Annotated in this window: 19 protein-coding genes; 8 read left to right on the top strand and 11 right to left on the bottom strand. The window is 69.9% G+C overall.

Annotation, left to right across the window (positions count from 1 at the left end):
* Window positions 1-5 precede the first annotated feature (5 nt).
* Window positions 6-902 carry an alpha/beta hydrolase gene (locus tag ABZW60_RS38515; RefSeq protein ID WP_355485553.1) on the bottom strand — a complete coding sequence of 299 codons (897 nt, stop codon included), beginning with the start codon at window positions 900-902 and terminating at the stop codon, window positions 6-8.
* A gap of 67 nt (window positions 903-969) precedes the next feature.
* On the opposite strand from ABZW60_RS38515, the gene ABZW60_RS38510 reads away from it, so the two are divergent.
* On the top strand, window positions 970-1,440 hold the full coding sequence (locus tag ABZW60_RS38510; protein ID WP_355485551.1) for a MarR family transcriptional regulator: 471 nt from the start codon (window positions 970-972) through the stop codon (window positions 1,438-1,440).
* A gap of 73 nt (window positions 1,441-1,513) precedes the next feature.
* Here ABZW60_RS38510 and ABZW60_RS38505 read toward each other — a convergent pair whose 3' ends face one another.
* The 5 genes from ABZW60_RS38505 to ABZW60_RS38485 form a co-directional block, all read right to left on the bottom strand.
* Window positions 1,514-2,341: a chitosanase gene (locus tag ABZW60_RS38505; RefSeq protein WP_355485549.1), complete on the bottom strand. Its 828-nt coding sequence runs from the start codon at window positions 2,339-2,341 to the stop codon at window positions 1,514-1,516.
* Window positions 2,342-2,439: 98 nt separating this feature from the next.
* Window positions 2,440-3,312 carry a YegS/Rv2252/BmrU family lipid kinase gene (locus ABZW60_RS38500; RefSeq protein WP_355485547.1) on the bottom strand — a complete coding sequence of 291 codons (873 nt, stop codon included), beginning with the start codon at window positions 3,310-3,312 and terminating at the stop codon, window positions 2,440-2,442.
* Complete coding sequence (gene tatC / locus ABZW60_RS38495; protein WP_355485545.1) at window positions 3,312-4,073, bottom strand: twin-arginine translocase subunit TatC; 762 nt, start codon at window positions 4,071-4,073, stop codon at window positions 3,312-3,314. The genes ABZW60_RS38500 and tatC overlap by 1 nt, the downstream gene beginning before the upstream one ends.
* 85 nt (window positions 4,074-4,158) lie before the next feature.
* Entirely contained in the window at window positions 4,159-4,464 is a 306-nt protein-coding gene (locus ABZW60_RS38490; protein WP_355485543.1) for a twin-arginine translocase TatA/TatE family subunit, read from the bottom strand.
* A gap of 73 nt (window positions 4,465-4,537) precedes the next feature.
* Window positions 4,538-4,729 (bottom strand): hypothetical protein, encoded by a 192-nt coding sequence (locus tag ABZW60_RS38485; protein ID WP_355485541.1) that lies wholly within the window; start codon window positions 4,727-4,729, stop codon window positions 4,538-4,540.
* A 152-nt stretch (window positions 4,730-4,881) separates the two neighbouring features.
* Between ABZW60_RS38485 and ABZW60_RS38480 the strand changes: the two genes are divergently transcribed.
* On the top strand, window positions 4,882-6,072 hold the full coding sequence (locus tag ABZW60_RS38480) for a winged helix DNA-binding domain-containing protein (protein ID WP_355485539.1): 1,191 nt from the start codon (window positions 4,882-4,884) through the stop codon (window positions 6,070-6,072).
* On the opposite strand, the gene ABZW60_RS38475 is transcribed toward ABZW60_RS38480, so the two are convergent.
* Window positions 6,069-7,040: a WYL domain-containing protein gene (locus ABZW60_RS38475; RefSeq protein ID WP_355485538.1), complete on the bottom strand. Its 972-nt coding sequence runs from the start codon at window positions 7,038-7,040 to the stop codon at window positions 6,069-6,071. The two genes, ABZW60_RS38480 and ABZW60_RS38475, sit on opposite strands and share 4 nt — an antisense overlap.
* Window positions 7,037-7,993 carry a WYL domain-containing protein gene (locus ABZW60_RS38470; RefSeq protein ID WP_355485536.1) on the bottom strand — a complete coding sequence of 319 codons (957 nt, stop codon included), beginning with the start codon at window positions 7,991-7,993 and terminating at the stop codon, window positions 7,037-7,039. The genes ABZW60_RS38475 and ABZW60_RS38470 overlap by 4 nt, the downstream gene beginning before the upstream one ends.
* A gap of 87 nt (window positions 7,994-8,080) precedes the next feature.
* Between ABZW60_RS38470 and ABZW60_RS38465 the strand changes: the two genes are divergently transcribed.
* Window positions 8,081-9,181 carry a DUF3866 family protein gene (locus ABZW60_RS38465; protein ID WP_355485534.1) on the top strand — a complete coding sequence of 367 codons (1,101 nt, stop codon included), beginning with the start codon at window positions 8,081-8,083 and terminating at the stop codon, window positions 9,179-9,181.
* A gap of 32 nt (window positions 9,182-9,213) precedes the next feature.
* Window positions 9,214-9,711: a hypothetical protein gene (locus ABZW60_RS38460; protein WP_355485532.1), complete on the top strand. Its 498-nt coding sequence runs from the start codon at window positions 9,214-9,216 to the stop codon at window positions 9,709-9,711.
* Between the two features lie 56 nt (window positions 9,712-9,767).
* Here the strand turns inward: ABZW60_RS38460 and ABZW60_RS38455 are convergent, their stop codons facing one another.
* The 3 genes from ABZW60_RS38455 to pafA all read right to left on the bottom strand — a co-directional run bounded on the left by ABZW60_RS38455 (window position 9,768) and on the right by pafA (window position 13,575).
* Window positions 9,768-10,733, bottom strand: a complete 966-nt coding sequence (locus ABZW60_RS38455) for an FKBP-type peptidyl-prolyl cis-trans isomerase (RefSeq protein ID WP_355485530.1) — start codon at window positions 10,731-10,733, stop codon at window positions 9,768-9,770.
* Between the two features lie 142 nt (window positions 10,734-10,875).
* A complete protein-coding gene (locus tag ABZW60_RS38450; RefSeq protein ID WP_355485528.1) occupies window positions 10,876-12,162 on the bottom strand; it encodes a GNAT family N-acetyltransferase in 1,287 nt (428 codons plus the stop codon).
* A gap of 51 nt (window positions 12,163-12,213) precedes the next feature.
* Entirely contained in the window at window positions 12,214-13,575 is a 1,362-nt protein-coding gene (pafA, locus tag ABZW60_RS38445) for a Pup--protein ligase (RefSeq protein WP_344202029.1), read from the bottom strand.
* 132 nt (window positions 13,576-13,707) lie between these two features.
* Between pafA and ABZW60_RS38440 the strand changes: the two genes are divergently transcribed.
* The 4 genes from ABZW60_RS38440 (at window position 13,708) to ABZW60_RS38425 (ending at window position 17,683) form a co-directional block, all read left to right on the top strand.
* The gene (locus tag ABZW60_RS38440; protein ID WP_355485526.1) at window positions 13,708-14,622 is read left to right on the top strand and encodes a hypothetical protein; all 915 of its coding nucleotides are present in this window, start codon (window positions 13,708-13,710) and stop codon (window positions 14,620-14,622) included.
* Window positions 14,623-14,718: 96 nt separating this feature from the next.
* On the top strand, window positions 14,719-15,834 hold the full coding sequence (locus tag ABZW60_RS38435) for an alpha/beta hydrolase (RefSeq protein WP_355485524.1): 1,116 nt from the start codon (window positions 14,719-14,721) through the stop codon (window positions 15,832-15,834).
* A gap of 23 nt (window positions 15,835-15,857) precedes the next feature.
* Window positions 15,858-16,769 carry a hypothetical protein gene (locus tag ABZW60_RS38430; RefSeq protein WP_355485522.1) on the top strand — a complete coding sequence of 304 codons (912 nt, stop codon included), beginning with the start codon at window positions 15,858-15,860 and terminating at the stop codon, window positions 16,767-16,769.
* 2 nt (window positions 16,770-16,771) lie between these two features.
* Window positions 16,772-17,683, top strand: a complete 912-nt coding sequence (locus tag ABZW60_RS38425) for a hypothetical protein (protein WP_355485520.1) — start codon at window positions 16,772-16,774, stop codon at window positions 17,681-17,683.
* Window positions 17,684-17,730: the final 47 nt, after the last annotated feature.

The raw sequence follows: 17,730 nt of genomic DNA, 5'->3' as shown, positions 1-17,730 counted from the left end.
CCAATCTATGCGACCCCACCCCCAAACCCACGACGGGTCAGCCATAGCGCCGCTCGCGTCAGCGCGGCGTCGGCCTCGTCCATCACGCCGACGTTGAACTGGTACACGTGCGGAGCGCCCGCGACCACGTCCAGGCTCACGTCCACCTCCTGCTCCGCGGCGCGGACCGCGAGCCGCAGCGAGTCGTCGAGCAGCACCTCGGCGGACCCGACCTGGATCAGCAGCGGCGGCAGACCGGCGAGGTCCGCGAGCAGCGGGCTGGCCAGCTCGTCCTTCGGGTCGTGACCGGCCAGGTAGGCGTCGACGTACGCCACGAAGTGCTCCCGGCTGAACAGCGGGTCCAGGTCGCCGCGGGAGTCGATGCTGGCGCCGGACAGCGTCAGGTCGGCCCACGGCGAGAACACGACGGCCGCGGGCGGCAGCCGCAGACCTTCGCGGCGCGCGGCCACGATCGTGGCGAGCGCCAGTCCGCCGCCGGCGGAGTCTCCTGCGATCACCACGTCACGACCGCTTTCCTGCAAGGCGGTGTACGCCGCCAGTGCGTCGTCGACCGCGGCCGGGAACGGGTTCTCCGGCGCCAGCCGGTAGTCCAGCGAGACCGCCGGCAGACCGGTGCGACGGGACAGCGGCGCCGCCAGGTTCGCGCCGGTGCGCGCCGAGCCGATCATGTAGCCGCCGCCGTGCAGGTAGAGGATCATCGTGCTCGCGTCCGCGTCCGCACCGTCGACCTGGACGTCCAGCGCCGGGACGCCGCCCACGGTGGTCTCGACCAGCGTGACGTCGTCGCCGAGCGGCCGCCCGGCGAACCCGGCGTCGAAATCGGCCCGTTGGTCGGCGGGCGTCCTCCGGGGGTCGCCCTTGGTGATGAAGCCGCGTGCCACTCCGCGTTGTTCCCGGCTCATAGCTGCCTCCTGATAGATTCCGAGGAATATAGTTCTCTGCAACTACATTCCTAGGAATCTAATTCCCGTGACCGATCTCACAGCATTGTTCACGGACCTGGTCCGGCTGGAAACGCGGCTCTACAACGTGCTCGACGCGCGCCTGAAGGCCGAGCACGCGCTGCCGCTCGGCCAGTTCGAGTTCCTGCGGTTCATCGCGGCCCACGGGTCCGCACGGGTCTACGACCTGGCGCGGGAGATGGCGATCACGGTCGGCGCCACCAGCAAGGCCGTCGACCGGCTCGAGGCAGCGGGGCGCGTCCGGCGGACGGCGAACCCGTCGGACCGGCGCTCGTCGCTGGTCGAGCTGACCCCCGCGGGCGCCGACCTCCTCGCCGCCGCGACGCCGACGGTCGAGGCCGAACTGCAGACCTGGGTCGGCTCCGTCCTGCCGGCGCCGGTCGTCGAACAGCTCGCCACCAGCCTGTCGATGCTGCGTCAACGCGCCGAGCTCGACGAGCGCACGGACCGCCACCACTCATCAACCGCCGACAGCTGACCGGGCCGACGCTCAGCCGCGGTCGTCAACAGGCCTGCGGCGAGGGTTGGTGAGTGATGGAGATCCGCACTAGCTAGCCGATGTGGTACGGGTCCCCGTACACCTTCCAGTCCAGCGGTGTGTTCAGGTTGAAGTTGCCGTTGCGCAGGAACACCCGCTGCGCGGTGTCGACGCGGCTGGTGTCGCTGTGCGCCTCTTCCTGCTTCATCGCCCAGACGCGGGCGTCCAGGAACGCGTTCAGGTACGTCGTCTCGTTGCCGCCCTGCGCCGGCGGCTTCGCCTTCGCGAGCGCCCGCTTGCGGATCCCGCCGAAGCTGGTCGCGTCGTCACCGTCGCCGTGCATGACGATGGCGTCGTAGTAGCAGAACTGCCCGAGGGTGCGCAGGCCGTCGGACTTGCCGCGGCTGACCGCCGGGTTGAAGTACACCCGGTCGCGCTCGTCGTTCTGGCACTGCTGGAACACCGAGTCCTTGGCCGCGGTCTTCCAGTCCCTGGTGTAGTTCGGGTCGAGACCGGAGTGCGAGTCGCTGCCGTCCACACGACGCAGGGCCGGCAGGTACTTCTCCAGCACGTTGCCCGGCTTCCGGTCGGCGTACAGCTCGACCAGCTCGAGCATGTCGTGGGTGCCCGAGCAGAACCCGATGATGCCGGCGGTGTACCCGCGGCCGTCGTCGATGTCCTCGATGTACTTGTACTGCGCCTTCCAGTCCAGCGACGAGTTCTCCGCGCTGCAGACGATCTGCATCGCGATCTCCTTCTTCGCCGGGTCGTCGAGGCCGGTCGCCTGCACCGCGGCGTCGGCGTGCGGCGCGTACCGGGAGACGGCGAACCCGGTGGCCGGGACGGCGGCGAGCGAGAGGCCGAGCAGCAGGGTGGTCCGGCGCGTGGGGCGGTACTCCATGTGGTCCTCCGAGGGGCGTCCGAGGATGAACTGTTAGGAAGCTTTCCTATCAGAAGAACGCCAGTCGTGAGAACAGCTCACTTCATGTCAGTTGTGTCTCAGGCGAAGACGGTCAGGGCGCCCGGTGCGACCCCGATGTCGACCGGCAGCGGGCCGAGCACCTCGCCGTCGGCGTACGCCGTGATGCCCGGCGACTCGATCCGGACCGAGCGGCCGCGGATCGCCCGCACCGCCGGGTGGCCGACGTGGGTGCCCTTGGACAGCTTCGGGAACAGCTGCAGCAGCGTCATCCGGGACACCGGCTCGATGATCGTCACGTCCAGCAGCCCGTCGTCGATCTCGGCGCCGGCGCAGATCTGCAGGCCGCCGCCGTACGTCGGCCCGGTGCCGACCGCGACCAGCATGGCGCTGGTCTCGATCACCTGGTCGTCGACGGTCACGACGTACTCGAGCGGCGTGAAGGTGCGGAGCTCGGCGAGCGTCGCGACGGTGTAGCGGGAACTGCCCTTGGGCCAGCTCATCGCGTTGGCGCGCTTGTTGACGAGCGAGTCGAAGCCGCCGGCCACGACCGTGGTGATGAACTCGTCCTTGGCCACCGCGAGGTCGATCGTCCGGGTCCGCCCGGCGACCACGAGGTCGGCCGCCGCGGCCGGATCGTTCAGCGGTACGCCGATCCCGCGGGCGAAGTCGTTGCCGGTGCCGGCCGGGATGACGCCGAAGGGCATCCCGGAGTTGGCCAGCACCTGGGCGCCGAGGTGGATGGTGCCGTCGCCGCCGATCAGCGCGACCGCGTCCGCACCCGAGGCGACCACCTCGGCGGAGATCCGGCCGACGTCCTCGGCACACGTGGTGGTGTGCACGTCGACACTCAGCCCGGCGGCGGCGATCCGCTCGCGAACCGCCGGCGCGATCCGCGCACCACGTCCTCGCCCGCTGGTGGGGTTGACCACCAGCGCGATCCGCCGGCTCATCAGTCGGCCAGGAGTTCTTGGCTGCGGCGGGCGCGGCGCTTGTCGTTGAAGCGCGAGATGATCTCGGCGACGAAGAACAGCAGGCACATCGGGATCGCCAGCAGGCACATCGTGAACGGGTCACCGGACGGCGTCGCGACGGCGGCGAACACGAAGATCACCAGGATGATGTACGGCCGGAACTTGCCGAGCGCGGCGGCCGGCACCACGCCGACCATGTTCAGCAGCACGACCACCAGCGGGATCAGGAACGCGACACCGAAGACCAGCATCGTGCGGAGCACGAAGTCCAGGTAGTCGGGCAGCTCGACCAGGTTCTGGATGTCCAGCGGCGTGAAGCCGAGCAGGATCTCGATGCCCTTCGGCAGCGTCCAGTACGAGACCGCGATCCCGGTGGCGAACAGCGGGGTCGCGATCGCCGAGAAGATGTAGGCCCACTTGCGCTCGCTGCGGTGCAGTCCGGGCGCGACGAAGGCCCACAGCTGGTACAGCCAGACGGGCGCGGCCAGGACCAGGCCGAACAGCGCCGAGATCTTGATCCGGAACGTCAGCGCGTTGCCGACACCCGGGAACGTCAGCTGCGGCGTCTTGGTCTGACCGGCGTCCTTGGCCATCTCGGCCACGCTCGTCACGAACGGCTTGGTCAGGAACTCGAAGGCGTGGTTGTAGAAGATCCAGCCGACGACCGTCCCGACCACGATCGCGAGCACACTGATGAGCAGCCGGTTACGGAGCTCGACAATGTGCTCGCGCAGGGTCATCCGACCCTCTGGGTCCTTCGGGTGGCGTTCTTTCTTTTCCTTACGCCGCCCGAACTTCACCATCGACACAGGTGGGGCGTTCGGCTCAGTTGGCCGTGTGCGGCGGCAGGCCGTCGCCCGGCGCCTGGCCGTTCACCTGGTTCGGCTGCTGGGCCGGCTGGGCCTGGGCCTGGGTCTGCTGCACGGTCTGCTGCGCCGGCGGCTGCGAGGCTTCTTCGGTCAGCTCCGGGTCCTTCTTCTTCGGGCCGACCTCCTCCTCCCAGATCTTCTTCGACTTGCCGAGCTGCTTCACCAGCGCCGGCAGCTTGGCCGAACCGAACAGCAGCACGACGATCGCGAGAATGATCAGCCATTCTGCGCCTTGGGGCATACCGATGAGCGGTGCTGCCATGTCGATCTCCCTTTCGAACATCAAACACTGCCAACATCAACTCGGGACTCGAGCCTGAGTTCGTGGCCGAATACTACGCCGGAGCGCTTGCGTCCTCACGGGTCTGTCCAGACCCGGCCGCGGACTGCGCTGCCTCCAGCTTGGACTGGGCGGCGACCAACTCACGCGTCAGTGCCTTGCCCTGGCCCCACAGCTTCCACGCGAGCAGGGCGAGGACGATGAGCCACACCGCCACCACCGCGAGGAACAACAGGAACCAGTACATACCCAGGAGCCTAACCGCTTCCTGCCCGGGACCCACGCCCCGCGGTGCGTCTCCGGGGACAACGGTGTCGGAACGTGATGGTAAAACCGAGTGTCCCGCAGTGGCGGTCCAGCGTGGATCGCGGGCGGTCGGGGCGAGGCGAAGGGGCACGGATGGTGCGGATCGGGGTCGAGGAGCGGCGGACGCGGCTCGGGCGGCGGCACCGGCTCGGAGCGGGCTGCCAGGCGGCCGATCCGGTCGAGGCGGCGGCGTCGATGGTGGCGTTGCACGCGTCCGATCCGGCCACGGTCCACCTGAGCGTGGCCGCCCGTGTGCCAGGCAGTGACGTTGCGGACACGGAGCGTGCGCTGTACGACGAGCGGTCGCTGATCCGGATGCTGGGCATGCGCCGGACCGTGTTCGTCGTACCGACGCCGTTCGCGCCGATCGTGCAGGCCGCGTGCACGAACGACATCGCCGTGAAGCAGCGCAAGTTGCTGGTCAGGCATCTGCTCGAGTCGGAGGTCGCGGAGGACGCTGAGGCCTGCGGGCAGTGGCTGGCCGCCGTCGAGGAGTCGACCGCGACCGCTCTGGCACTGCGTGGTTCGGCCACGGCGCAGGAGTTGTCCGCCGACGAGCCGCGGTTGCGGACCCGGCTGAACATGGCAGCCGGGAAGTCGTACGGCGCCCAGCCGTACGTGACGAGCCGTGTGCTGTTCCAACTGGCCGCCGACGGACGGATCGTGCGAGGGCGTCCGCTGGGCACGTGGCTGAGCGGACAGCACCAGTGGTCGCCGGCCGTGAACTGGCTGCCTGCCGGGCTCGGCGACAAGCTGGCCGCGGAGGAGGCGCGGGTGACGCTCGCCCGGGCCTGGCTGGCGTCGTTCGGGCCGGGTACGACGGCTGATCTGCAGTGGTGGGCAGGGTGGACTCTGGGTCAGACGCGGAAGGCGCTGGCTGCCGTCGAGGCGGTCGAGGTGGACCTGGACGGCCAGGTCGGGTGGGTGCTGCCCGGTGACGAGGCGCCGGAGGTCCCGGTCGAGCCGTGGGTGGCGTTCCTGCCCGGCCTGGACCCCACGCCGATGGGCTGGAAGGAGCGCGACTGGTTCCTGGGTCCGCACAAGTCGAAGCTCTTCGACAACACCGGCAACATCGGCCCCAGCATCTGGTCCGACGGCCGGATCATCGGCGCCTGGGGGCAGCCCGAGTCCGGCGAGGTCCGCTACCAGCTGCTGGAGGACGTCGGTGCGGACACCACGGCATTGGTCGACGCCGAGGCGGCCCGGTGGACCAGCTGGCTGGCCGGTGTGCGGGTCACGCCGCGCTTCCGCTCCCCGCTGGAGAAGCAGCTCAGCCAGGGCTAGACGTCGTACGCCGAGAGCGCGTCGCGGGCCGTGGCGGCGATCTGGGTCGTGAGGTCCTCGGGGTCCAGGACCGTGGCGGCCCCGCCGAGACGGAGGACCAGGCGCTGCAGCCAGGCGGTGTCAGCGACCCGGAGCTTGACGATGAGCGAGTTCTCCGGACCCTCTTCGACGGACTCGTTGGGGTAGTACTCCGCGACCCAGCGGGCCGGCGGGGCGAGCCTCACGGTCGCCAGCAGGTCGCGCTCCGACGGCTGGAACATGCCGTTGGACAGGTCCCGCGGTGTCGCCTCCGGCGGCGGCTCGCTCGGCAGGTCGAGGAGCTTGACGGCGGCGATCCGGTCCAGACGGAACAGCCGCACGTCCTCGGCCAGCCGGCACCAGGCTTCCAGGTAGGTGCGTCCCTCGGACACGACGAGCCGCATCGGGTCGACGTCGCGCTCGGTCGTCTCGTCCCGCGACGGTACGTCGTACGTCAGGTGCAGGCGCCGCTGCGTGGCCAGCCCGCGGTTCACGATCTCGGCGATCTCGGGAGCCGCCGGCTCGACGTGGACGTGCGCGGCCGCGCCCTCGCTCGCCGCCGCAGCCTCGCCGGCCGCCCGCTCGAGCTTCGCGATCGCGCGGTCGACGGCGTCCCGGTCGGCGCCGGCCGTCACCTCACGCAGCGTCCGCAGCGCGGTCAGCAGTGCGAGCGCCTCCGCCGCGGCCAGCCGCAGCGGCCGCGCCAGGTAGTCCGCGTTGTTGATGTGGATGACGCCGTCGCCCTCGGCGGCCTCGATGTCGATCTCGATCAGGTCGCCCATCTGCGCGCCCGGCAGCCCGCAGAACCACAGCACCTTCAGGTCCGCGATGATCTGCTTCGGCCGGACGCCGAACTCCTTGGCGACGTCGTCGACGCGGGCGCCGTCGTTCTCCCGCAGGTAAGGCACCAGCGCCAGCAGCCGCTGCACCTGGTCACGCGCATTACTCATACGCCGGCCACCGTCCGCAGCCGCCAGAGCACTCCGTCCAGCACGTCCCCAGGGCCTTCCACCACAGCGTCAGGTCCGTACGACGCGATCTCCTCGGCCAGGACCGACGAGTCGGCATACGGGACGTGCAGCAGGTCCCAGCCGTCCTCGTACGGCTCGATGGCGTTCGCGCGGCGCCGCAGGCTCACACACGAGCCGGTCCGTGCCCGCACCTTCGCCTCCGAGGTCGGCCGCGGCGGGGCCAGCTCGGTCACCAGCGACCGCAGGTCCGTCCCTTCCGGCACGGTGAACGCGCCCGGCTCCCCCACCGTCTTCACGTCCCCGCCGATCCGCGACAGCCGGAACATCCGGGTCGCCTCGCGGTCCCGGTCGCGACCGACGACGTACCACCGGCCGTGCCAGGACACGATGCCCCAGGGCTCGAGGGTGCGCGTGGTCGGCTCGGAGGCGCCGCTGCGCAGGTGCTGGAAGCGCACCGCCTGCCGCGCCACCACAGCGGTCCAGAGCGGGTCGAACGCCGGCTCCGACGCACCGACGTGCGGCTCGATCGCACTGAGCGCCGACTGGTCGGTCTGGATCCCGGCCGCCTTCAGCTTGAGCACGGCCGACGTGGTTGCCTCGGACAGGCCGGCGTGCTGCCACACCCTGGCCGCGACCCCCAGGACGGCGGCCTCGTCCGGCTCCAGGTGCACCTCGGGCAGCTCGAAGACGTCCCGGCGGATCCGGTAGCCGACGTCGTCGGAGAAGAACTTGTCGATCGTGCCCATCTCGATCGGGATCCCGAGGTCGCGCAGCTCGTCCTTGTCGCGCTCGAACATCTTCTCGAAGGCGTCGTCGGTCTGCCCCGCATACCCTTCGACGGCCTCGCGGATCCGCTCCTTGGTCACATAGGTGCGCGCGACCAGGAGGCAGATGACCACGTTGAGCAGCCGCTCACTCTTCCGCGCCGACACCCGACCACCTTACGGCCTCCAGGCGTCCAAAACCCGCCATTTCGCACCGAAACTTCGAACACCGGTTCGACCCAGTAGGGTCAGGCTGTGATTCGGTGGCGGGACGGTGTGGTGGCGCAGGCCGGGCGGAGCTGGGCCGGTGCGCTGGAACTGACAGTAATGGTCGGCGAACAGCCTGTGCGCGCGCTGGCCTACCCGGACCTGGTCGGTACGCCGGTGCCGGGTGACCGCGTGCTGCTCAACGTGAGTGCGCTCGACCGCGGCCTGGGCACGGGTGGCTACGCGCTGGTCGTCGCCGTACCGGACCGGCTGCCAGAAGACCCTCCCGAGCGCGGGCATCTGGTGAAGGCGCGGTACACGCCGCTGCAGGCGATGGTGCTGGGGGCCGACGAGCAGGACTCCCCCGACCACGACGTGCTGCGGGACGCGGACGACCTCTTCAGTACGCCGGTGGTCGTCGCAGACCTCCACTCCGCGCTGCCGGCCGTGCTCGCGGGTGTGTACGAGGCACGGCCGACCACACGGGTGGTTTACGTGATGACAGACGGCGGGGCGCTGCCGCTGGCGTTCTCGCGGAGCGTTGCGACGCTGCGGGACGCCGGCTGGCTCAGTGGGACCGTGACGGTCGGCCAGGCGTACGGCGGGGACCGTGAAGCGGTGACCGTCCACACCGGGCTGTTGACCGCCGTACAGGTCCTGGCGGCCGAACTGGTCGTCATCACCCAGGGCCCGGGCAATCTCGGCACCGGGACGCGCTGGGGGTTCTCCGGCGTGCAGTCGGGCGAGGCGGTCAACGCGATCGGCACCCTGGGCGGACGAGCCGTCGCGTCGCTGCGGATCTCCGAGGCGGACCCGCGTCCCCGTCATCGCGGTATCTCGCACCACAGTCTCACGGCGTACGGCCGCGTGGCGCTCCAGCCGGCCGATGTCGTCGTACCGGATCTCCCTGGCGACTTCGGTGACGCAGTACGGGACGCGGCAGAGCCGTTGAAGGCACGGCACCGGGTGGTGCGTGTGGGTGTCGACGGCCTGTACGACGCGCTCCAGGCCGCGCCGGTGAAGCTGTCGACGATGGGGCGGTCGCTGGACCAGGACCGCGCGTATTTCGAGGCAGCCGCGGCAGCGGGACGCCACGCGGCCGGTCTGGTGGACGTACCACCACCTGCAGTGGGGTCGCAGTACTCCTGATCTGACGGGCTCACGCCGCGACAGTGGTTGGTATGAACAGCACCAAGCACCGCGACCTCCCGCTTCGACCCGTCGCCCGGCCGGAGCCGCCGCTGGCGGTTCGCGGCGCGGCCACGCTGTGGTTCACGGCCGTCGGTGCCGGTGTCGCCGAGTCCGTCCTCGGGGTCCTCGGCGCCATCGCCGACGGCGCCCCGGTCCTCGGCCTGCTGGTGCAGATCGCTTTCCGCGCGATCGTGTACGGCGGCCTGTTCGTGGTCATCGACCGCTACTTCCGGCCCGGCGTCGGGTGGTCCCGCTGGTTGCTCACCGGCCTGCTGGGCACCGTCGGCGTCGCCTCGCTGGTCGTCGGTCCGATCAGCTGGTTCGTTCGCGACGGTGACTTCGGAGCACTCGACTGGTCCGCGTCCTTCATCGCGTTCGCCGCGATCCGCTGCGTTCACCTCACCGCCGTGATCAGCGCGATCGTGCTCAGCTTCCACGCCGACGCGAACCGCTGGTTCAGCGGCCGCCCGGTGCGCCGGACCCGCTGAAACGCCGAAGGACCGGCCTCCCGTGAGCGGGAGCCGGTCCTTCGGTGGCGACGCTGCTACTGCCCGGTCTGCTTGGGGGCCGGGAAGGCGTTCAGGACGTCGATGACCGCGAAGGCGTTGACGACCTTGCCGGCCTGGTCCTTGGAGGCCGGCAGCTCGACGAGCACGCGGCTGCCGACCGGGATCCCGACGAAGCCGTCGAGCGGTCCGGCCTGGGCGCCGCCGACGGTCGGGAGCTGGTCGGTCGGAGCGGCGGGCTGGGCCGGGCTCTGCGCGGTGGCCGGCTGGGCGTCCCAGGTGCTGGCCTGCTTCTTGCCGGCGTAGTCGTAGATGACGAACCGGCCGATCAGCTGGTCGCCCTTCTCGATCGGCTTGCCCTTGCCCTGCGCGAACACGACCGGCTTGCCCGGCTTCGCCGGCGGCTTGGTGCCGGCCGGGACGGTCACCGTCGGGGCGGCGTTCAGCGCGCCGGAGACCTTGATCTTGGTCGGCGCCGACGGGGTGACCGGATCCGCGTTCAGCGGGGTGTCGTTGGCGGCCGCGCCGACCAGGTCGACGACGAAGATCAGCGTGTCGTCGCCCTTGATCCCGGCCTGCTCGTTGCCCTGCGTCTTGTAGCCCTTGTCGGACGGGATCGACAGCAGCACGCGGCTGCCGATCTTCTTGCCGACCAGACCCTCGTCCCAGCCGGTGATGACACCGCCGACACCGATCGGGAACGACGACGGGGCGCCGCGGTCGTAGGAGTTGTCGAAGACCTTGCCGTCGCGCCAGATCTGGCCGAGGTAGTTCGCGGTGAGCAGCTCACCCTTCTTCACCTCGGGACCGTCGCCCTCCTTGAGGACCTCGGTCACCAGGGTCTTGTCCGGTTCGCCGTCGCGGTGGGTGATGGTCGGCTTCTGCCCGAAGTCCGAGGTCACCTTGATACCGGCCTCCCCGAACTCGTCCTTCTTGTCGGAACCACAAGCCACCAGGGACGCCCCCAGCGCCGCGACCACGACGAGACTCAACAACTTGCGCACGAAACCAGCACCTCGAACCATCCCGGCGCTCGCGTGCGCCGATTGCCTCCGGTCAACAACGCCGACCACCCTAGCCTGCGCATTCAACCGCGTGACCGGCCGCCCGCGTCACTGTTGCGTCACACCACGCACAGTCACAAGCTCAGAAACCGACTGCGTTGTGAGGAGCCCGGTCGGGCCGCAGCAACGCGTCCAGCCGCCGGACCGCGCCAGGTCTGCGCTCCACGATGCGGCCGGCGTACGCCAGCTCACTCGCACGCACACCGCCGAGGTACAGCGAGCCCAGCTCGTTCACAGTCAAGCTGAGGTCTGCCTCTGCGTCTGTAGCAGTACAGGCAGCCCCGTCAGGTGCAGCGTCGAGTCGCCAGCGTCCGGCGCCGTACAGGTCGTCGGCCACGTCCAGCACGAGTGAGTCGGTTGCTGCGTAGCTGCGGACCTCGAGAGCCCGCCGTACGTCGAGTATGCGCAGCCAGAGGTTGTCCCGGGTCCGGCTGAGCTTGAGAGCGCGTGGATTGGTCAGCATCCACCGCAGCGGCTCGTCGACCGGTCGCCGCGCGGCCACAACGCGCTTGGTGAGGTCGAAGTCCAGCAGCAACGCCCAGAGCGCCCGGTACGCGTCCGGTGTCAGCGCTTCGAACGCCTCCACCTGCAGTACGCCGGCCCGCGCCGGATCCGGCGACCACGGCAACCGGAAGATCGCCGCACCGTCCACAGCGCCCTTGGTGTTGCGATGCACCAAGTGGTGCGCCGGACCCGATCCGTCCGCGGGCAGACCGCCGGCCGCGAGCCCGTCCCACTTCCCCGGCAGCGGGCTGACCTCCCCGACCCGCTCGGCCCGCACCTGCTCGTGCAGCACCGGCCACACCTCGGCCGCGACCGCACCGTCGGCGAGCTCGAGCTCGCCCGGATCCGTGAACTCCGAGCGGAAGGCGACGTCGGTACGGCGTACCTCCCACCGGTGCTGGAACGTCGCGGGCGAGAACCCGTACCGGCCGTAGATCGTCGCCTCGCTCGCACTCAGTCCGGCCAGGAACTCGCCGCGCTCACGGCAGTCGTCCAGCATCGCCGCCATGACCTTCCGCAACAGCCCGCGCCGCCGGTACGTCGGCAGTACGGCGGTCGACGTCACGCCGCCGAGAGCAACCTGCCGCCCGCCCGGCACGGTGACCTGTACCGAGACGATCGCCGACCCGCCTGCGATCTTGCCGTCCACGAACGCCGCCTGCGGCCGGAACCAGTCCGACAGCAGCTCCGCGGCGTCCTGCTTCAGCTGCGCCGCGGTCCGCTGCACCTGCGGCGGCCAGGCCGCGCTGCCGGCGTACCAGGCCGACGGCTCGGGCTCCTCCTGCGGGAAGCCGTTCACGTACGGCAGGACGCGCAGGTACTCGGTTGCCTCGGCCGGTGTGATCGGCCGGATCTCGATCGCCATACCAGAGTTGTAGGCGGCGCGATCCGGCCGAGCACTGGATTTAGCGTCGCCCTACATGCTGGCGATGAGCTTCTCGACTCTTTCGTCGTGCGACTTGAAGGGGTCCTTGCACAGCACGGTGCGCTGGGCCTGGTCGTTGAGCTTCAGGTGCACCCAGTCGACGGTGAAGTCCCGGCGGCGCTCCTGGGCGCGCTTGATGAACTCGCCGCGCAGCCGTGCCCGCGTGGTCTGCGGCGGCACCGACTTGGCCTCGAAGACCCGCAGGTCGTCGACGACGCGCGTGACCGCGCCCTTGCGCTCCAGCAGGTAGTACAGCCCGCGCGGGCGGTGGATGTCGTGGTAGGCGAGGTCGAGCTGCGCCACCCGCGGGCTGGCCAGGCCGAGGTTGTTCTGCGAGCGGTAGCGCTCGATCAGCCGGTACTTGATCACCCAGTCGATCTCGCGCTCGATCCCGGACAGGTCGCCGGACTCGATCGCCTTCAGCGTCCGCTCCCACAGCGACAGCGCCCGCTCGACGGCCGGCGTGCCCAGCTCGCGCCGGTCGACGAAGTCGCGGGCCTTCGTCAGGTACTCCGTCTGGATGTCGAGGGCGCTCGCCTCGCGGCCGTTCGCCAGCCGGACCTCGCGGCGGCCGGTCATGTCGTGGCTGATCTCGCGGATCGCCCGGATCGGGTTGTCCAGGGTCAGGTCGCGCATCACGATGCCGGCCTCGATCATCCGCAGCACCAGGTCGGTGCTGGCCACCTTGAGCAGCATCGTGGTCTCGGACATGTTCGAGTCGCCGACGATCACGTGCAGCCGGCGGAAGCGCTCGGCGTCGGCGTGCGGCTCGTCGCGGGTGTTGATGATCGGCCGGGACCGGGTGGTCGCGCTGGAGACGCCCTCCCAGATGTGCTCGGCCCGCTGGCTGACGCTGTAGACCGCGCCGCGCGGCGTCTGCAGCACCTTGCCGGCGCCGCAGATCAGCTGCCGGGTGACCAGGAACGGGATCAGCACGTCGGCCAGCTTGGCGAAGTCGCCGTGCCGGCTGACCAGGTAGTTCTCGTGGCAGCCGTAGCTGTTGCCGGCCGAGTCGGTGTTGTTCTTGAACAGGTAGACGTCGCCGAAGATGCCCTCGTCGTGCAGCCGCTTCTGGGCGTCCACCAGCAGTCCCTCGAGGATCCGCTCACCGGCCTTGTCGTGCGCGATCAGGTCGGTGACCGAGTCGCACTCACCGGTCGCGTACTCCGGGTGGGAGCCCACGTCGAGGTAGAGCCGGGCCCCGTTGCGGAGGAAGACGTTGCTGCTCCGCCCCCAGGACACGACCCGCCGAAACAGATACCGCGCCACCTCGTCCGGGGTCAGTCGCCGCTGCCCGCGGAACGTACAGGTGACGCCGTACTCGTTCTCCAGACCGAAGATTCGCCGGTTCACATCACCCACACTACGGCGCGCCCCCGACAACCGGGGTGTGTCTCAGGCGCGCCGTCGTCCGGCGTTATCCCTTTGATGCCCGCAACAATGAGGCGTCCGCCCGCATCGAGACCGTTGACGAAAGGTTTTCAGATGATCAGATACGGGCGAATGCTCGCCGCCGGAGCGCTGCTCGCAGCAGGGTTCGCGGCCATACCTGCCAGTGCGGCCCCGGCCGGCGCCACCGCGGACTGCTCGCTACGGCTCGGCTCGGTTACCCCCGGTGGTGACCACACCTCCCAGACCATTACGGCGGCGCCCTCCGCCGGTGTCCGCCTCCTCGGCCCGATGAACCTCTATCCGGACGGCCAGGCCCACCTGCCGACCTCCGTGCGCACTGAACTGGTCGTACCGGCCGGTGAGCAGCGCAACGGGCTGGTAGCCCTCGGCCCGCGCATGTACGGCACCAGCTACATCACCGACGGCACCGGCGTCTCGGTCGTCCCGGGCACCGTCAAGCAGACCCTCGTCGGTGGCGGCTGGGACGAGCTGCACAAGTACGTCGAAGTCAGCCAGTACTCGGCAGCGGGCTACAGCCGGTCCAACGTCTACTCGCTGATCAACCAGTTCACCGACGGCCTGATCGCTCGCTGGACCGTGACGCCGGGCGGCTGGAAGTACTACACGACGTTCGGCGGCTTCAAGTCCGTCAAGACGATGGTGCTGATCGGCCAGGGACGCACGTACGACACGTTCCTGGCGACGACCAACGGCGGCGCGCTGTACACCGTTCAGGTGCCCACGGGCTCCGGCAAGCCGGTGGTGACCAAGATCCGTACCTCGACCTGGCAGGGCTTCGAGACGCTCATCGCCGAGAAGTGCGGCAACTACGGCACCCTGCTGCTCGGCATCGACAAGGAAACCGGTGCGGGCTTCCTGTACGCCGTCGGCCACGCCAACGGCGCCGCCACGGTCATCAACGGCCTCGGCAAGGTGCCGACCACCTTCCCGGCCACGGACTCGTACTTCCGCTACTACACGGCAGGCACTCAGCTGACCGGCGCCTGACGACCCCACCGGCATCTCCACCCGGGGCTGGAAGTCCAGGTGGAGATGCCGGTGCATCAGCTGACCTGCCGCGGCAGGCATGCCAGCGTCGTCGGCATGAGACGACGAACCTTCCTCACCGCCACCGCCGCCTCCGCACTCCTTCCGCTGCAGACGGCCAACGCTGCGACCGACCTCACGCTGCGCCTGCCAGCCCCTACGGGACCCTGGCCTGTCGGTACGACGACGCGCGCACTGACCGACCCGCACCGCTCCGACCCGTGGAACGGCGCGCCCGCCCGGGAGCTCGCGCTGACGGTCTTCTACCCCGCACGCGCCGTACAGGGGTATCAACTCGCGCCACAGCTCGCTCCAGCCGCAGCAGCGGTCTTCAAGGACCTCGACGCCGGCGTACTGCATCCGGAGCTACCCACGAGCGGCGTTAACTGGGCCGCCACGCTGACCCATTCGTACGTCGACGCGCCCGCCCTGCCCGGCCAGCGCCCCACCCTGCTCTACAGCCCGGGCGGTGCGGACCCACGCACCGTCGGCACCTCCCTGGCCGAAGACCTGGCCAGCCACGGGTACGTCGTACTGACGCTCGACCACCCCGGCGAGGCGAGCGAGGTGGTGTTCCCGGACGGACGGTTGCGGGTCATCGAGATCAGTCCGGACGTGCAGACCGATCCGGTGCGGTCGCGCCTGATGATGGACACGCGGTTCGCCGACCTGCGGTTCGTACTCGAGCACCTCCCTGGGCTGCACGCCTCGATCGACCTGCGCCGCGTCGGTGTCTACGGGCACTCCGCTGGTGGCGCGACCGCGGCTGTGTCGCTGGAGCAGCCACAGGTCCGAGCTGCCGCCAATCTGGAGGGCTATCTGGACACGCTCGACGGTGAGCTCTATCCGATCGCACAGCACGGCACCCGGAAGCCCTTGCTGCTCGCCGGCACCGACGGCTTCCGGGACGAGCGTTTCGACCGGACGTGGTCGGCCGTGCTGTCGCACGGCGGTCCGGTGCGTCGGGTGCAGTTGTCCGACGCGAACCACTGGATCTGGACGGACTACGCCGCTTTCGCCCCGCAACTGCAGTCCGCCGGCCTGATGACGGTCGCCGCGCGGGCCGAGCTCGTCGGGGCGTCCCGCTGCGCCGTTCCCGCCGTCCGACGGCTCGTCCGCGAGTTCTTCGACCGGTCCCTAACCTTTCCGGCATCCTCTGCATCGAGTGAGTGACACGACTCCTCGAAGGGGGCTGGATGACCAGAACTCGGATCGCCGCGGGTGCGCTGGGCGCGGCGATGACGGCGGCGGCGGTAGTCACGGCAGTGCCGGGACCGGCACAGGCTGCCGCCGGGCAGGCGAGCGCGGCCTGCTCGATCACGCTCGGCACCGCGACCGTGCAGGGTGACCACAAGTTCCAGCGGATCACCGCGACCGCACCGATCACGGCGTCGCCGCCGAGCGTCGGGCCGAAGGCGTTGTTCCCGGTGGACCGGGTACGCCTCGCGTCGGCGGTCGGCTGGGAGCCGGACCCGCCGTCGGGTACGGCGCGGAGCGGGTACGTGGTGATGGGCACCGAGCTGTACCGGTTCCGCTACGTCACCGACAACACCACCGGTGAGCTGGACCCGGAGTCGGTGCAGAAGACGCGGGTCGGTGGCGGCTGGATCCACCAGACCTACCTGGAGAAGTCCACGTCGCACGCCTACGCGTTGGAGGGTGACGTGATCACGCGCTGGGCGGTAGAGGGGTCCGCCTGGCGCAGCAAGTCGACGTACGGCGGGTTCTCCGCGGTCAAGACCATGACGCTGATCAGCCAGACCGCGACGTACGACACCTTCCTCGCCAACACGCGCGCCGGGGCGCTCTACACGATCCGGATCCCGTTCAGCGGCGCACCCGTGGTGAAGAAGGTGCGCACGTCGACCTGGCAGACCTTCGAGACGCTGATCGCCGAGAAGTGCGGCACGCAGAGCACACTGCTGCTGGCCATCGACAAGGACACCCGGCGCGGCTACCTGTACGCCGTCAGCCACGCCAACTGGGCCGCCACGGTCATCAAGGGCCTGGGCCGGGTGGGCGACCAGCTCGTCGCGCCGGAGGACAAGGCGTACTTCCGCTCGTATCCCGGCGCCCCCGAGGCCGGCGTCCTACTCTACGGAGAGTGAACATGATGAAACGCGCAGCCGGGCTTCTCGGCCTCGCGATGGCCGCCGGTGCACTCGTCCAGGCGGCGCCTGCCGCGGCACACACCAGCGAGGTGCCGTTCTGCCAGATGTCGCTGGCCTCGACCACGAGCGGCGGCGACCTGATCCTGCGTGGGCTGTACGGAGTGGTCCCGCCGGGTGCCAGCCCGAGCAGCTGGGGCGGCAAGGACCTGCTGCCGGACGACGAGGTCCGGCTCACCAGCGGGCTCGGCACACAGATGAACGCCGAGCAGCACGGCGAGTCCCGCCGGCAGTACGTCGTCCTGGGCGGCAGCCTGTCCCTGCTGACGTACAAGGTGAACGACTTCTACGGCGACGTCGATCCCGCCTCGGTGCAGCGGACCCCGATCGGCGGCGGCTGGGGAGACGTCCGCTACCTGGAAAGCTCCCGGTTCAACCGCGGCACCACGCTGGTGCGGCACAACGCGTACGCCGTTCTGGGCGACACCATCCTGCGCTGGAACGTCGACGGGACGTCGTTCAGCGCGAAGACGACGTACACCGGGTTCAGCGCTGTGAAGACGATGGCGCTGATCAGCCAGACAGCGACGTACGACACCTTCCTCGCCAACACGCGCGCCGGGGCGCTGTACACCATCCGGATCCCGGTGTCGGGTCAGCCGGTGGTCAAGGTGGTCCGGCGTTCAACCTGGCAGGGATTCGAGTCATTGGTCGCGAACGGATGCGGCCTCAAGACCGTCGTGCTCGGTGTGGACCAGGAGACCGGAGCGCCGTACCTGTACGAGTTCGGGCACGCCAACGGCACCGCGACGGTGATCAGGGCGCTGGGCAAGGTCCCGCGGACGTTCACCGAGGTGGCACACGCCCGACGCTTCGAGGACGACGAGGAATACGCGCAGCTGTCCGGCGAGTAGGCCCCGGCGCCGCCGCCAAACGAGGGGTTATCCCTCCCAGCGGGGCG

The sequence above is a fragment of the Kribbella sp. NPDC003557 genome, assembly GCF_040610805.1.
In the GTDB taxonomy this organism is placed as follows: Bacteria; Actinomycetota; Actinomycetes; order Propionibacteriales; family Kribbellaceae; genus Kribbella.
This window is presented reverse-complemented; position numbering and strand designations above follow the sequence as displayed.